This is a genomic window from Plantactinospora sp. ZYX-F-223 (assembly GCF_039649625.1).
Taxonomy (GTDB): Bacteria; Actinomycetota; Actinomycetes; order Mycobacteriales; family Micromonosporaceae; genus Plantactinospora.
Genome location: NZ_JBDJAV010000025.1, coordinates 103,053 through 117,756, shown reverse-complemented (window position 1 = coordinate 117,756; position 14,704 = coordinate 103,053). Strand labels below are relative to the sequence as shown.

Annotated in this window: 12 protein-coding genes; 7 read left to right on the top strand and 5 right to left on the bottom strand. The window is 73.8% G+C overall.

The genetic code is table 11. From position 1 onward, the window contains the following. Positions 1–375 precede the first annotated feature (375 nt). The 4 genes from AAH979_RS24875 to AAH979_RS24860 are packed head-to-tail and all read left to right on the top strand — an operon-like array spanning position 376 to position 4,628. A complete protein-coding gene (locus tag AAH979_RS24875; RefSeq protein WP_346260539.1) occupies positions 376–3,240 on the top strand; it encodes a nitrate- and nitrite sensing domain-containing protein in 2,865 nt (954 codons plus the stop codon). After that, on the top strand, positions 3,241–3,663 hold the full coding sequence (locus tag AAH979_RS24870) for a roadblock/LC7 domain-containing protein (RefSeq protein ID WP_346260538.1): 423 nt from the start codon (positions 3,241–3,243) through the stop codon (positions 3,661–3,663). It begins immediately after the preceding gene. After that, on the top strand, positions 3,653–4,045 hold the full coding sequence (locus AAH979_RS24865; RefSeq protein ID WP_346260537.1) for a DUF742 domain-containing protein: 393 nt from the start codon (positions 3,653–3,655) through the stop codon (positions 4,043–4,045). Before AAH979_RS24870 ends, AAH979_RS24865 begins: the two co-directional genes overlap by 11 nt. Then, complete coding sequence (locus tag AAH979_RS24860) at positions 4,026–4,628, top strand: ATP/GTP-binding protein (protein ID WP_346260536.1); 603 nt, start codon at positions 4,026–4,028, stop codon at positions 4,626–4,628. Before AAH979_RS24865 ends, AAH979_RS24860 begins: the two co-directional genes overlap by 20 nt. Positions 4,629–4,758: 130 nt before the next feature. Here the strand turns inward: AAH979_RS24860 and AAH979_RS24855 are convergent, their stop codons facing one another. From AAH979_RS24855 to AAH979_RS24840, 4 genes are all read right to left on the bottom strand, one after another. Then, positions 4,759–5,415: an LUD domain-containing protein gene (locus AAH979_RS24855; protein ID WP_346260535.1), complete on the bottom strand. Its 657-nt coding sequence runs from the start codon at positions 5,413–5,415 to the stop codon at positions 4,759–4,761. Continuing rightward, positions 5,412–6,884: a lactate utilization protein B gene (locus tag AAH979_RS24850; RefSeq protein WP_346260534.1), complete on the bottom strand. Its 1,473-nt coding sequence runs from the start codon at positions 6,882–6,884 to the stop codon at positions 5,412–5,414. Before AAH979_RS24850 ends, AAH979_RS24855 begins: the two co-directional genes overlap by 4 nt. A gap of 100 nt (positions 6,885–6,984) precedes the next feature. Then, entirely contained in the window at positions 6,985–7,728 is a 744-nt protein-coding gene (locus AAH979_RS24845; protein ID WP_346260533.1) for a (Fe-S)-binding protein, read from the bottom strand. Beyond that, positions 7,719–8,447 (bottom strand): GntR family transcriptional regulator, encoded by a 729-nt coding sequence (locus tag AAH979_RS24840; protein ID WP_346260532.1) that lies wholly within the window; start codon positions 8,445–8,447, stop codon positions 7,719–7,721. Before AAH979_RS24840 ends, AAH979_RS24845 begins: the two co-directional genes overlap by 10 nt. A gap of 143 nt (positions 8,448–8,590) precedes the next feature. Here AAH979_RS24840 and AAH979_RS24835 point away from each other — a divergent pair, with 143 nt between their 5' ends. From AAH979_RS24835 to AAH979_RS24825, 3 genes are all read left to right on the top strand, one after another. Continuing rightward, complete coding sequence (locus tag AAH979_RS24835) at positions 8,591–9,643, top strand: lactonase family protein (protein ID WP_346260531.1); 1,053 nt, start codon at positions 8,591–8,593, stop codon at positions 9,641–9,643. 240 nt (positions 9,644–9,883) lie between these two features. Continuing rightward, positions 9,884–11,593: a substrate-binding domain-containing protein gene (locus AAH979_RS24830; protein ID WP_346260530.1), complete on the top strand. Its 1,710-nt coding sequence runs from the start codon at positions 9,884–9,886 to the stop codon at positions 11,591–11,593. 379 nt (positions 11,594–11,972) lie between these two features. After that, complete coding sequence (locus tag AAH979_RS24825) at positions 11,973–13,424, top strand: sugar transferase (RefSeq protein ID WP_346260559.1); 1,452 nt, start codon at positions 11,973–11,975, stop codon at positions 13,422–13,424. A gap of 40 nt (positions 13,425–13,464) precedes the next feature. Here AAH979_RS24825 and AAH979_RS24820 read toward each other — a convergent pair whose 3' ends face one another. After that, positions 13,465–14,598 (bottom strand): PP2C family protein-serine/threonine phosphatase, encoded by a 1,134-nt coding sequence (locus tag AAH979_RS24820; protein WP_346260529.1) that lies wholly within the window; start codon positions 14,596–14,598, stop codon positions 13,465–13,467. Positions 14,599–14,704 lie beyond the last annotated feature (106 nt).

The following is a 14,704-nucleotide window of genomic DNA, read 5'->3' as shown; positions in this document are numbered from 1 at the left end:
CCCGGTCACCGCAATGGCCATCCCGGTTGTCGGGGCGGCCGACCCGTCCCGGCGCCGGCCCGGCCGCCGCCGTGACGGCGGGCCGCACGGGCGCGTTTCCGGCGGTCACCCGGCGGATCTGATCGGCATGTCCGGATGGGATCGGCGGCGTCTCCGGCCGACCCCATCGACGGGGGTCGAGATCAATTGATGAAGACAGTTATCAATTTATTTGCCAGATTGGATCAACTAGAAGCCCCTCGTCCGGTAGTGCATACGGCGTTGATTACGTATCCTGCCGAAGGCACGCGCGCCCGTGACCCTCGGACTCTGGCCGGAGCCGCGGGCCGCCGGTGCGGGTGTCGACCCTGACATATCCCCTTCCGGCGAGGTCTGATGGAAACCCAGAACTGGCCGATCCGCTCGAAGATCGTCGCGCTGGTCGCCGTGCCGATCCTCGCGTTGTCGGCGCTCTGGATCTTCGCGACCACGCTCACCGTCGGGCCCGCGTCGAAGCTGCTCGCCGCACAGACCCTGCTGGACGAGGTCGGGCGGCCCGGCGAGGCGCTGGTGGTGGAGCTGCAGCAGGAGCGCCGGCTATCGGTGCGGCAACTGGTCGACCCGACCGCCACCACGGCCCTCGCCGACCAGCGGACCCGTACCGACCGGGCGATAGCCGAGTTCCGTCGCCGGACCTCCGACGCCGACCTGCGGGACACCACCGGTGCGCTGCTCGACGCCCGGATCGACCAGTTGCTCACCGCGGTCGACGCGCTGCGGTCCGGGCGCGTCTTCATCGACCGGCGCACCGTCGACGCCAGCGGAGCGCTCGGCCTCTACAGCGGGGTCATCGACGCCGCGTTCCGGACGTTCTCCGCGCTGAACACGCTGCCGGACGACACGCTCTCCCGGGAGGCGCGGAGCCTGACCGAACTCGGCCGGGCCCGCGAGGTCATGGCCCAGGCCGACGCGCTACTCGCCGGGGCGTTCAGCGCGGGGCGATTCGCGCCGGGCGAGCACGCCCAGTTCGTCCAGATCGTCGGCACCCAGCGGTTCCTCTACTCCGCCGCGGCGGCGGAGCTGCCGGACGCCGACCGGGTGGCATACCAGCAGCTCACCGAAGGGGACGCGTACGCCCGGCTGCGCCGGTTGGAGGACGACCTGATCGTCCGGGGTGGCGGCAGTACGCTGCCGGTCGACGCCCGGGCGTGGCAGAGCAGCTACGACTCCGTCCAGCGGCAACTGCGCGACTTCGAGCTGAGCGGTGCCGAGGCGCTCACCGAGCGCAGCCGGCCGGTGGCCGCCGGTATCCTGCTCCGGTTGGGGCTCGCCGGCCTGCTCGGCTTCGTCGCCGTACTCCTCTCGGCGATCATCGCGCTGCGGATCGGCCGGTCTCTGGTCCGGCGGCTGACCAGCCTGCGCGCCGCCGCGCTGAGCATGGCCGACGAACGGCTGCCCGACGTCGTCGGGCGGCTGCGCAAGGGCGAGGAGGTGGACGTCGAGACCGAGGCGCCACCGCTCGACTACGGGCAGGACGAGATCGGCCAGCTCGGCCAGGCGTTCAGCGAGGTGCAGCGCACCGCCATCGCGTCGGCGATCGACGAGGCCGCGCTGCGCAGTGGTCTCCGGGACGTCTTCCTCAACATCGCCCGGCGCAGCCAGACCCTGCTGCACCGCCAGCTCGCGCTGCTGGACCGGATGGAGCGGCGGGCGGCCCAGCCGGACGAGCTGGAGGACCTCTTCCGGCTCGACCACATGGCCACCCGGATGCGGCGGCACGCCGAGGACCTGGTCGTGCTCGCCGGGGCGGCGCCGGGCCGGGGCTGGCGCAACCCGGTCTCCATGGTGGACGTGATCCGGGGCGCGATCTCCGAGGTCGAGGACTACGCCCGGGTCGACCTGGTCAACGTGGCACCGGCGGCCACCGCCGGCCGGGCGGTCGGCGACGTCATCCACCTGCTCGCCGAGCTGATCGAGAACGCGACGTCGTTCTCGCCGCCGCACACCCGGGTACAGGTCACCGGGCAGGTGGTCTCGAACGGGTACGCGATCGAGATCGAGGACCGGGGCCTGGGCATGGCCACCGAGGCGATCGAGCAGGCCAACCGCCGGCTGGCCGACCCGCCGGACTTCGACCCGGCGAACAGCGCCCGGCTCGGGCTGTTCGTGGTCGCCCTGCTCGGCGCCCGGCACGGCGTACAGGTCCAGCTGCGGTCCTCCCCGTTCGGCGGGGTGACGGCGGTCGCGCTCATTCCCGGTGACCTCGTGGTACCCGACACCTCCACCGCGACGGGTGACCGGGGCGACGGGTCCGGTGCGGAGCCGGGCGGTACGACCCGGCGCACCGGCTCCGGCGGCCGGATCGCCGGTGGCGCGGACGGCTCGGAGACGATCGAACTGCCGGCGCGGTCCGGGCCGGCCGCCCGGGTCTCCGCCGACGGCGACGAGCCGCCCGCGGAACCCGGCTCGACCACCGGGCTCGGGCCGCGGCGCAAGGCGGGTGCGGCCCTGGCGGCGCTGGTCGCCGCCAGCCGCCCGGAGACACCGCAACCGGCTCCGGCGGCCGACGGCGCAGCGGAGCCCACGGCTGCCCGGACCGCACCGGACGCGCCGGCCTCCGACCAGGCCGACTCCGCCGCCGGCACCGGCGGCGCCGCCACGGACGACGGGCCGGAGGCTGCCCGGCGGTCCGGAGTCCGGGTGCCGAAGGCCGGTGCGCTGCGGCGGCGCGGCGTCGATCCGACCGCCGCGACCGCCGCGAACCCGACCGCGACCAGCACGGCTCCGGCGACCGCCGTCCCGGACGGAGCGGCCACGACGACGCCGGTCGCCGCTCCGGCCAGCACGACGACGCCGGCCGGGCCGGCACCGCGCCCGGCGATGGACGACGACACCGTCGTCCTCCCGGCGATACCGGCCAGCGGCGGCCCGGTACGCCCGGCCCTCGGCCCGGTCGGGGCGGACGGCCTGCCCCGGCGGATCCGGCAGAAGAACCTCGCGCCGCAACTGCGCAACGGACCCGTGGCCGGCCCGGACCGGTCCGCGGGCTCCCCCGGCACTGCCGGCGCAACCGCCGACGGGGAGCCGGACGAGCCGCAGCCGCGTACGGCGGAGCAGGTCCGGGCGGTGATGGCCGCGTTGCAGTCCGGCACGGCGCGGGGGCGGCGGGACGCCGAGGACCTGACGCGGCCCGGCGACACCTCCGAGGCCACCTCCCGGGTCACCGATCCGGGTGTCACGAATTCTGAAGGGGACGGGTGAGTGGTGCACACGACGAAGCCGGGTGCGGACCTCAGTTGGCTGCTCGACGACCTCGTGGAGCGCGTACCGTCCGCGCAGCAGGCCGTACTGCTCTCCGCGGACGGCCTGCTGATGGCCGCGTCGCGGGACCTGGGCCAGGAGGCCGCCGAACACATGGCGGCGATGGCGGCCGGCTTCCAGTCTCTGGCGAAGGGGGCCAGCCGGCACTTCCAGGCGGGACCGGTCCGGCAGACAGTGATCGAGATGGAGTCCGCCTTCCTCTTCGTCACCGCCGCCGGCCAGGGCGCCTGTCTCGCCGTACTGGCCAGTGCCGCGTCGGACATCGGCGTCATCGCGTACGAGATGGCGATGCTGGTGACCCGGGTGGGGCAGAACCTGTCCGCGCCGAGCCGAACATCCCGGGCGCCGGCAGATGCGGAGTGACGCGCCCGGACCGCACCACGACTGGCTGGACGACGACGCCGGGCCGGTGGTCCGGCCGTACACGATGACCGGTGGTCGGGTGCAGCCGTCGGCGGGCCGGTTCGACCTGATGGCGTTCGTGGTGGCCGGGCCGCCGGAGGAGGACGGCGACGACGGCCCGCAGCCGCAACCCGAACAGCGGGCGATCATCGCGCGGGCGCAGCAGCCGATCACCGTCGCCGACCTCGCCGCCGACCTCAACCTGCCGGTGGGGGTGGTCCGGGTGCTCCTCGGCGACCTGCTCACCAGCGGCCGGATCTCGATGTACGACCCACCCAGCTCGCGCCAGTTCCCCGACGACGACATCCTCAAGGCGGTGGTCAATGGACTCCGGGCTCTCTGACCAGGGGACGGCGAAGCGGCGGATCCCGCTCGCCCTGAAGATCCTGATCGCCGGTGGCTTCGGGGTCGGCAAGACGACCCTGGTGGGTGCGGTGAGCGAGATCCGTCCGTTGCAGACCGAGGAGGTGCTCACCGACGCCGGGGCCGGCACCGACGACCTCTACGGCGTGGAGGGCAAGCAGACCACCACCGTCGCGATGGACTTCGGTCGGATCACCATCAACTCCGATCTCCAGGTCTATCTCTTCGGCACCCCGGGGCAGGACCGGTTCTGGTTCCTCTGGGACGAGCTGGCGTTCGGCGCGCTCGGCGCGGTGGTGCTCGCCGACACCCGCCGGCTCGCCGACTGCTTCCCGTCGGTCGACTACTTCGAACGCCGGGGCATCCCGTTCGTGGTCGGGGTCAACTGCTTCGACGGGGCCAAGCGGTTCAGCGTGGAGGCGGTGCGCAGCGCGCTCGACCTGGACCCGGACGTGCCGGTCGTGCTCTGCGACGCGCGCAGCCGGCAGTCCGGCAAGGTCGTGCTGGTCGCCCTGGTGGAGCACGTCGCCGCCCGCCGCGCCGAGCGGGTCTCGGCGAACTGACCACCCGGTCCGCCGGTCGCCGGCTTACCGGTCCAGGTCGGTCGGCCGGCGGCCTGGTCCAGGTCGGCCGGCGGCCGGTCCGGGGCCGCGGAGCCGCGCGCCGTGCCGGCCCGGACCGCCGGCCGGGGGTTCAGCCGGTGACCACCAGCACGTCCAGCCGGCGCGGCCCGTGCACGCCCTCCACCCGGTCGAGTTCGATGTCGCTGGTGGCCGACGGCCCGGAGACCATGGTGATCGGCCGGGTCGGGTCGGCGAGCCGGGCGAGCGCCTCCGGCACCCCGCCGACCACCTGCGCGGCGTGGACGACGCAGAGGTGGTGGTCGGGTACCAGGCTGAGCAGCCGGCGCCCCTGGTCCGGTCCGCCGTCCAGCAGCAGCGTGCCGGTCTGCGCGATCGCCACCGCGCAGCCGGTGACCACGGCCACGCCCGGCGCGTCGAGGTCGGCCACCGTCAGCGGGTCCGGGTCGCCGTCCCGGCGGGTCCGGCCGAGGTACGCCGACAGCCACTCCGCCGGCGCCTGCGGCGGTACGACCACGGTCGGCACCTCGCCCAGCAGTCCGGCGAGCGCCCCGGGAAGCTCCCGCGGGCCGCAGCGGCGGACCGTGGCCCGGTAGTCGACCAGCCGGTCGACCAGCAGCTCGATCAGCTCCCCGTCCACCGGTGTCCGGGCCGAAGTGCCGGGCGGCGGTGCGGTGCGGTAGTCCCGGGGCACCGGCACCGCTTCGCCGGGCCGGACCGCCCGGATCCGGGCCAGGATCTCCTCCCGGGCCGAACTGGGCACGGTCACCACCGGTCCTCCTCCTCGCTCGTGCGGTCCCGCCCGGCCCACCAGTCCCGGAACGTCTGGCCGGCCGGCAGCGGGGCGTCCCGGCTGGCGGTCCAGGCCGACAGCGGCCACGGCAGCCGGCGTACCTGCCCGCGCCTGCCGGCGACCAGGCGCAGCGGGGCGGCACCGCGCCGGGCGGCCCGGAGCGCGGCAGCGTACCGGCGGCGGTCCCGCATCACCCAGGACAGCGCCCGCATCGCGGTGCGTTCCGCCGACGGCCGGCCCCGGCGCGCGTCCACGCCCCGCTGCCGCAGGTGCACCAGTACCTCGGGGATGTCGATCCGGACCGGGCAGGCGTCGAAGCAGGCGCCGCAGAGCGTCGAGGCGTACGGCAGGGTGCGGTTCGCGCCCGCCTCCGGCCCGGTCATCTGCGGGGAGAGGATCGCGCCGATCGGGCCCGGATAGACCGACCCGTACGCGTGCCCGCCGACCCGCTCGTAGACCGGGCAGACGTTCAGGCAGGCGGAGCAGCGGATGCAGCGCAGCGCCTGCCGGCCCACCGGATCGGCCAGCGTCTCGGTACGCCCGTTGTCGACCAGCACGATGTGCAGGTCGCCCGGCCCGTCCCCCGGGGTGACCCCGGTCCAGAGCGAGGTGTACGGGTTCATCCGCTCCCCGGTCGAGGAGCGGGGCAGCAGTTGCAGGAAGACCTCCAGGTCGCGGAAGGTCGGCAGCAGCTTCTCCACGCCCACCACGGAGATCAGCGTCTCGGGCAGGGTCAGGCACATCCGGCCGTTGCCCTCGGACTCCACCACCACCAGGGTGCCGGTCTCGGCGACCGCGAAGTTGGCGCCGGAGATCGCCACCCTGGCGCTGAGGAACTTCGCCCGCAGGTGCCGGCGGGCCGCCTCGGCGAGCGCCGGCGGGTCGTCGGTGAGCGCGTCGAGGTCCACCCCGGGCATCCGGCGGGCGAAGATGTCCCGGATCTGCCGCCGGTTGTAGTGGATCGCCGGTACCAGGATGTGCGACGGGGTGTCGTCGGCGAGCTGCACGATCAGCTCGGCCAGGTCGGTCTCGACCGCCGCGATGCCGGCGGAGGCGAGCGCCTCGTTGAGGCCGATCTCCTGGGTGGCCATCGACTTGACCTTGACCACCTCGGTGCTGCCGGTCCGCCCGACCAGCTCGGTGACCACCGCGCACGCCTCGGTCGAGTCCCGGGCCCAGTGCACGGTGGCCCCGGCGGCGGTGGCGGCCGCCTCGAACTGTTCCAGCAGCTCCGGCAGGCGGGCCAGCACGTCGTCCTTGATCGCCGCGCCGGAGCGGCGCAGCGCCTCCCAGTCCGGCACCTCGCCGACCACCCGGAGTCGCTTGTCCCGGATGGTGTGGGTGGCCCGGCGCAGGTTGGCCCGAAGCTGCCCGTCGGCCAGTTCGCGCCGGGCCGCCGTCGGAAACGGCAGCGGCGCGACGATGTTCCCGGTACCCGCGGTCATCCCCGCTCCTCGTTCGGTCCGTCGCCGCCGGCTGTCGACGGCGGCCGCTGCGGCCCGGTACCCCGCCGACCGCGCCCGTGCGCCGACCCGGGCCGCCCGGTCACGGCCGCTCCCCGGGGCTGGCCAGGATCTCCGCGTAGTGGATGGCGCGCGGGCCGCCCGGCCCGGTGCCGTCGCGCCGGGACAGGCCGCCGCCGATGTGCGCCAGGCAGGAGTTGTCCGCCGCCGCCACGTATGCCGCCCCGGTGTCGCAGACCGCCGCGCACTTGTCGGCCAGCATCGCGGCGGAGACGTCGGCGTTCTTCACCGCGAAGGTGCCGCCGAAGCCGCAGCACTCCTCGGCGCCGGCCAGCGCCACCAGGTCGAGTCCGCGTACCGCGCGCAGCAGCCGCAGCGGGCGGTCGCCCAGCCGCAGCATCCGCAGGCCGTGGCAGGTCGGGTGGTAGGTCACCCGGTGCGGGAAGGCGGCACCGACATCGGTCACCCCGAGCACGTCGACCAGCAGCTCGGAGAGTTCGTAGACCCGGGGCGCGAGGTCGGCGACCGCCGCCGCCAGGCCCGGGTCCGGACCGGCGAGCCGGGGGTACGACTCCCGCACCATCGCCACGCACGAGCCGGACGGGGCCACCACGGCGTCGTACCGGCCGAAGGTGTCGACGAAGCCCCGCACCAGCGGCAACGCCTCGGCCCGGTAGCCGCTGTTGGCGTGCATCTGCCCGCAGCAGGACTGCTCCACCGGGAACTCGACGGTGTGCCCGAGCCGCTCCAGTACGCGTACCACGGCCCGGCCGGTGGCCGGGTAGACCAGGTCGTTGACGCAGGTCACGAAGAGGGCTATCCGCATCGGGTTCCTTCGAAGAACGGCAGGTGCCGGTCGGCGGCGGCGAGCAGGTGGTCGCGCATGGCGGCGCCGGCGGCGTCCGGGTCGCCGGTGCCGATGGCGTCGACGATCAGCAGGTGCTCCCGGGCGCTGGTCCCGTGGTGCGCGGCGGGGAAGTGCAGCCGGAACAGGTGCAGGTGGGCGCGGAGCCGGACCACGGCCGAGTGCAGCATCCGGTTGCCGGAGCGTTCGGCGAGCAGGTGGTGGAAGCGCGCGTCCTGCGCGGTGAAGGCGGCGATCGCGGCGAAGCCCTCGGTCCCGGGTACCTGGTCGGGCAGCTCGGCCTCGCGGCGCAACTCGGCCAGCTCGCCGTCCGGCCCGGCGGACCCGCCGTCCCCGTCGGCGCCGCCGGTAGGTCGCCGGGCGAACCGTTCGGCCACCCGCCGCGCCGAGGCGGTCTCCAGGATCAGCCGCATCTCCACCAGCTCGTCGAACTCGGTCCGGGTGAGCAGCGGTGCGGCGGTGTAACCGGCCAGCGGCCGTTTCCGGACCAGCCCGTCGGACTCCAGCCGGGCCAGGGCCTCGCGGACCGGGGTCGGCGACACCTCCAGCCGGCGGGCCAGCGCGTCGATGTTGATCCGCTCGCCGGGGGCGACGGCGTGGTCCATCACGAGGGTCCGCACCGACTCGTACACGTCGTCGGCGAGGGTGGTCCGGCGAGCCGGCCGGAGCAGACCGTTCACGATCGAAGATCCTATAGGAAACCGTTGGCAGCCGGAAGATCGTCGAGCCCGGCGGACGTGATCGCCGGTCCGGTGGGGGCAGGTTCTGGTTTGATCGTGCCGGAGCGGCGCGACCGGGGCGGTCGGCCGGGAACGGAGCGGGCATGTCCGACGGTGCCGGGATCGTCTATATCGGCTGCTACACCGGGCAGAGCGGCGGGCGCGGTACGGGCATCGTGGCCGCCCGCCGGGACGCCGCCACCGGCGGGCTCGACGTACTCGGCGTGGTGGCGAGCACGCCGTCGCCGTCCTTCCTGGCCCGGCATCCCCGGCTACCCGTGCTCTACGCGGTCAACGAGCTGCCGGAGGGCACGGTCAGCGCCTGGACGATCCACTCCGGCGGTGCGCTGACCCCGCTCGCGGTCCGGTCCACCGGTGGCGCCGAGCCGTGTCACCTCGCCGTCGACCCGGGCGGGGAGTTCCTCTTCGTGGCGAACTACGGCAGCGGCAGTGTCGCCGTACACCCGTTGGACCCGACCGGGGCGCCGGGTGACCGGACCGACCTGGTCAGGCACGACGGACGCGGGCCCGTACCGGACCGCCAGGCCGGGCCGCACGCGCACATGGTCTCACCCGACCCGGCCGGCACCGGGCTGCTCGCGGTCGACCTCGGCACCGACTCGCTCTACCGGTACGACCGCGACCCGCAGGGGCGGCTGCACGCCACCGGCCGGATCCCGACCCGGCCCGGCACCGGCCCCCGGCACCTGGCCCGGCACCCGGACGGGCGGCGCTGCTTCCTCGCCGGCGAGCTGGACGCCTCCGTCACCGCGTACGCCTTCGACGACCACGGCCGGCTGGTCGAGCGGGCTCGGGTCGAGGCCAGCCGGCGGCCGGGCCACGTCCAGCCTTCGGAGATCGCGGTCGGCCCGGACGGCCGGTTCCTCTACCTGGCCAACCGGGGCGTCGGCACGGTCACGGTGTTCGCGCTGGACGGCGAGGCGCCCCGCTATCTGGCGGAGGTCTCCGGCATCGGCGACTGGCCCCGGCACCTGGCCCTGCTCGGCGGGCACCTCTACGTCGCGGAGGAGCGGGCCGACGCGGTGGCGGTCTTTCCGGTCGACCCCGACTCCGGGCTACCGGCGGCGCCGCCCGGCCGGGTCGCGGTGCCGAGTCCGACCTGTGTACTCGGCGACCAATCCTTAATTCTGGGATAAATATCCATAAGATCTTTTTGGCGCGGGGTGGGCCGATGACGCCCCGTTGGCCGGTATTATCGACGTTCTGAGGCCGAGCAACTACCTGAAGTGAACGATTTTCAGAAAGTCTTTGCTGCCTCGGTAACATTCCGCCGTTCGCCCCTGGCACGACTTCTCAGAAGCCCGCAAGATGGTCAGGTGCCTGGCCGCCATCGCATGCGTAGAAGTATCCGAGGGGCGGGCGCCATCGCCAGCGCGATGGCGCTCGTCCTTGTCGCGGTTGGAGGGTGGTATGGCTATCAGCAGTGGGTAGGCCCCGACTGCTCGGGCGAGCTGAAGCTCACCGTCGCCGCGGCCCCCGAGATCGCTCCGGCCGTCGAGAAGACCGCGGCCGACCTGAGCGCCGAGGAGACGTCGGTCGACGGCCTCTGCGTCGCCGTCGAGGTCACCGCCAGCGAGTCCGTGGACGTGGCCGCGGCCGTCGCCGGGCAGCACGGTGTGTCGCTGTCCGGGGTCGGACAGGCCAGCGGCAGCGCCGTACTGCCCAACGTCTGGCTGCCCGACTCCTCCACCTGGCTGCTGCGGCTGCGCCAGCAGGCTCCTGCGTTCGCACCGCAGAACAACACCTCGGTGGCGCGCAGCCCCGTGGTGGTGGCCATGCCGGAGCCGCTCGCCACCACGGTCGGCTGGCCGCAGAAGAAGCTCGGCTGGAAGGACCTGCTCGGCAGGATCACCACCGGTACCCAGCTCAAGACCGGCCTCGTCGAGCCGAGCCGGGACGCGGCCGGGCTGTCCGGGCTGCTCTCGCTGGCCATCGCGGCCCAGTCCGGCGGCGGGGTTCGGGCCCAGCAGGCGACCACGGCCGCCCTGCGGGCGCTGGCCACCGGCGCCTCGGCGGTCCGTGAGGAGCTGATCGCCCGCTTCCCCCGGGCGACCGACCAGACGTCCATCGCCCGCGGGCTGGGTGCCGCGGCACTCTCCGAAGAGGACGTCATCGAGTTCAACGCGACGAAGCCACCGGTGCCGCTCGCCGCCCTCTACCTGGAACCCGCGCCGATCTCGCTCGACTACCCGTACGCGGTGATGCCCGGCATCGAGCCGGCCAAGACTGCGGCGGCGGAGAAGCTCTTCGCCGCGCTCGACTCCGGGACGTTCCGCCGCCAGTTGGCCGCGCAGGGGCTCCGGGCCCCGGACGGCACCTGGGCGGACGGCTTCGCGCCGCCCCGGGGCGCGCCGAGCCCGGCGGGCACCCAGCCGACGCCGACCAGCGCGGCACCCAACCCCGGCGGCACCGCCGGTGGCGGTGACGGTGCGACGATCGAGCGGGTGCTCTCCAGCTGGGCCGTCGCCACCCAGTCCGGCCGGATGCTGGCGATCATCGACATCTCCGGCTCCATGTTCGAGAAGGTGCCGACCGCCAACAACGCCACCCGGATGCAGGTGACCCTGGAGGCGGCCAAGCGCGGCCTCGCGCTCTTCGACGACTCCTGGGCACTCGGCCTCTGGGTCTTCTCCACCGAGCTGAACGGCTCCCGCGACTACCGTTCGCTGGTGCCGATCGGCCCGATGTCCGCCCAGCGCGAGCGGCTGGAGAGCGAGCTCGCCGGCATCACCCCCAAGCGGGGCGGCGACACCGGCCTCTTCGACTCGATCCTCGCCGGTTACAAGGCCGTGCAGGACGACTGGCAGCCCGGCCGGGTCAACTCGGTGGTGATGCTCACCGACGGCAAGAACGAGGACGACAACGGGATCAGCCAGGCGCAGTTGCTCGCCGAGCTGAAGCGGATCAACGACCCCGACCGTCCGGTCCAGGTGATCATCATCGGGATCAGTGCCGAGGTCAGCAAGGCCGAACTGGACTCGATCCCCAAGGTGACCGGCGGGGCCGCCTTCGTCACCGAGGATCCGGCGAAGATCGGCGACATCTTCCTGCAGGCGATCGCCCGCCGGCCGACCGCTCCGCGCTGACACCGGCCCCGGTCGCGCCCGCCGGCCAGCCGCGACCCCGCTCGACCACGCCCGCCGTACCGGCCACCCGTGCCGGTACGGCGGGCGTCGCGCTGTCCGGCCGGCGTCGGTGTTCTCCGGCACCGCTCCGGGGCGGTGCCGTCGAGACCTGGTCGACCGCGTCCCGTCCCGGGGCGGGCCTCGGGTACGTGAGCAGCCGGAGCACCGGCGACGCAAACAAATGACGGTAATCCGTCGGAAGCTCTCGGTGATGCCCCCGGTAGGTGAAGATGTCGAGGTGCCTCCGGGCCGCTCCGTCAGGGCAGTGAGCGGCTGATCGGGTGCCCCCTGGAGCGAGGGAGGGCCGGTGACGTCGGCGACATTGCTGAGCCCTACCACCATGCCTCCGGAGCCGACCTCGGGGGCACCGGCGCCGTCGTACCGGACGCGGCAGCGCGGCTACATCCGCGAACTGCTCGTGCTCGACACCACCATCCTGGTGCTGGCCGTGATCGGCGGCTACTTCGCCCGGTTCGGCGGCGACGAGCCGCGCGGCTCCGACATCCCGTACGTGATCGTCGGCCCCGCCCTGGTGGTCGCCTGGCTGGTCTCGCTGAAGGGGCTGCGCTGCTACGACCACCGGGTGCTCGGCTACGGCGCCGACGAGTACCGCCGGGTCACCTCCGCCAGCCTGCGGCTCGCCGGTGGAGTCGCGATCGCGGGCTATCTCGCCGACGTCGGGGTCTCCCGGGGATTCCTCGGCATCTCGTTCGCGGTCGGCACGGTCGGGCTGGTGATCGCCCGGTTCGCCGCCCGGAAACGACTGCACTGGTCCCGGTCCCGGGGGGCCGGCTGGTCCCGGCGGGTCCTGGCGGTCGGCGACACCGCACACGTACTGGAACTGGTGCACACGCTGCGCCGCGAGCCGTACGCCGGCTACCAGGTGGTCGGCGCCTGCATCCCGGACGCGCTGCTCGCGCCGGTACCGCAGCGCCTCGGTGACGTGCCGGTGCTCGGCTCGTTCCGGGCGATCGTCGACGCCGCGGCGGCGATCAACGCCGACACGGTCGCGGTGACCGCCTCCAACGAGCTGACCGCCACCCGGCTGCGCCGGCTCGGCTGGCAGCTGGAGGGCACCGAGATCGACCTGGTGCTCGCCCCGGCACTGACCGACGTCGCCGGGCCGCGGATCCACACCCAGCCGGTCGCCGGACTGCCGCTCATCCACGTCGAGGCGCCCGAGTTCCGGGGCGCCCGGAAGGTCGTCAAGGCTTTCGTGGACCGGGCACTGGCGGCCACGGCGCTCGCGGTCGCGCTGCCGCTGCTCGCCGTCATCGCGCTCGCCATCAAGCTGGACAGCCGGGGGCCGGTGATCTTCCGGCAGATCCGGGTCGGCCAGGGTGGCCGGGAGTTCGGGGTGTACAAGTTCCGGACCATGGTGGTGAACGCGGACGCGCTCCTGGCCGAGCTGGCCACCAAGAACGAGACCGACGGCCTGATGTTCAAGATGCGGGTGGATCCCCGGGTCACCCGGGTCGGCCGGATCCTGCGCAAGTGGTCCCTCGACGAGCTGCCGCAGCTCGCCAACGTGCTGTTCGGGCAGATGAGCCTGGTCGGGCCGCGCCCGCCGCTGCCGTCCGAGGTGGCTCGCTACGACGGCGACGTCGCCCGCCGGCTACTGGTGAAGCCGGGCATGACCGGTCTCTGGCAGATCAGCGGCCGATCCGACCTGAGCTGGGAGGACGGCATCCGGCTCGACCTCTACTACGTGGAGAACTGGTCGCTCGCCGCCGATCTGACCATCCTGTGGAAGACCTTCGGGGCGGTGGTCCGGACCCGGGGCGCGTACTGACCCCGGGTCCGGGACCTCCCCGCCCCGCCGATGGCCCGGGTCAACTTCCGTGCCAGTCCAGGCAGACCACCACGGCGTCGTCCGCCAGGTCGCTGCCGACGAACGCCCGCAGGTCGCCGAGGAGCGACCGTACCGCCTCCAGTGGCGCCATCGACCTGGTCCGCCGGACGGACCGGTAGAGCGCGGTGTCGCCGTACCGGGCGGTGCGGGAGCTGGCGTCGAGGACGCCGTCGCTGACCACGAAGAGCCGGTCGCCGGGCGCCAACCGGAAACTCTGCGACTGGTAGATGGTGCCGTCGAACATGCCGAGTGGAAACTGGTCGTCCAGCGGCTGCTCCAGCACCTCGCCCTCGCGCAGCACGAGCAGCCGGGGCGAGCCGGCGTCCACCGCCGTCACCACCCCGGTGCGCAGGTCCAGCTCCAGCAGCAGCGCGGAGAGGTGCTGGATGCCCTGGTGGTAGGCGTAGATCGCCTGGTCGGCCAGGGCCGCCTGGTCGGCGAGTTCGAGACCGGCCCGCCGGGCGTTGCGCAGCGCGTTGGTGCCGAGGCAGGTGAGCATGGCGGCGGTGACCCCCTCGCCCATCCCGTTCATCGTGGAGAGCCAGAGCCGCTGGCCGTCGTCGGCCCAGTCGAAGCTGTCGCCGCGCACCGCGTACGCCGGTTCGAGCTGGCCGGCCAGGCTGAACGAGGGACGGATCCGGCTCCGGCCGGGGAGCAGCTCCCACTGCATCTCGGCGGCCAGGGTCAGCCGGCGGGTCCGGGCGCCGACCGCGTACTTGTCGGTGCCGGGCCGTACCGTGACCAGCTCGTGCGCCAGCGCCGTGGCCGCCTGTGCCAACTCGTCGTGCCGGTCCGGGTCCTCCGGGTCCTCCGGCGCCGGGGTGAGCCGGAGTACGCCGAGCCGCTCGCCGCGCATCGTGACCGGGAGATACAGCATCCCGTCCTGGAGCACCTCGGTCTGGTGGTCGAAGCACCGCCACGCCGGGGTGCCGGCCCCGACCACCGGATCGCCGCCGTGCAGCGGCACCAGGGCGGCCAGCCGGTAGTCGACCTGGAGCAGTTCGGTCTCCGCCGTCCCGTACACCCTGGTCAGCTCCGTGCCGAGCCGCTCGACGACGAGATCCGCCGGAGCCTCGGCCAGGGTGCGGCGGATGTCGACCAGGCGGACTGTCATCCCCGGCCCGCCGCTCGGGAGGCCGTACCGGCGTACCGTTCCCGGCGGTCCGGATGGGCTGTGCGGGCGCGCACCGGTGCGGTCAGCCGTGTGACGGCGGTAGGGT

Coding starts and splice junctions, on each gene's coding strand:
- AAH979_RS24835 (WP_346260531.1), top strand. CDS start 8,591: ATGTCCGACGGTGCCGGGATCGTCTATATCGGCTGCTACACCGGGCAG.
- AAH979_RS24850 (WP_346260534.1), bottom strand. CDS start 6,884: ATGACCGCGGGTACCGGGAACATCGTCGCGCCGCTGCCGTTTCCGACG.
- AAH979_RS24875 (WP_346260539.1), top strand. CDS start 376: ATGGAAACCCAGAACTGGCCGATCCGCTCGAAGATCGTCGCGCTGGTC.
- AAH979_RS24825 (WP_346260559.1), top strand. CDS start 11,973: ATGCCTCCGGAGCCGACCTCGGGGGCACCGGCGCCGTCGTACCGGACG.
- AAH979_RS24865 (WP_346260537.1), top strand. CDS start 3,653: ATGCGGAGTGACGCGCCCGGACCGCACCACGACTGGCTGGACGACGAC.
- AAH979_RS24845 (WP_346260533.1), bottom strand. CDS start 7,728: ATGCGGATAGCCCTCTTCGTGACCTGCGTCAACGACCTGGTCTACCCG.
- AAH979_RS24860 (WP_346260536.1), top strand. CDS start 4,026: ATGGACTCCGGGCTCTCTGACCAGGGGACGGCGAAGCGGCGGATCCCG.
- AAH979_RS24820 (WP_346260529.1), bottom strand. CDS start 14,598: ATGACAGTCCGCCTGGTCGACATCCGCCGCACCCTGGCCGAGGCTCCG.
- AAH979_RS24830 (WP_346260530.1), top strand. CDS start 9,884: ATGGCGCTCGTCCTTGTCGCGGTTGGAGGGTGGTATGGCTATCAGCAG.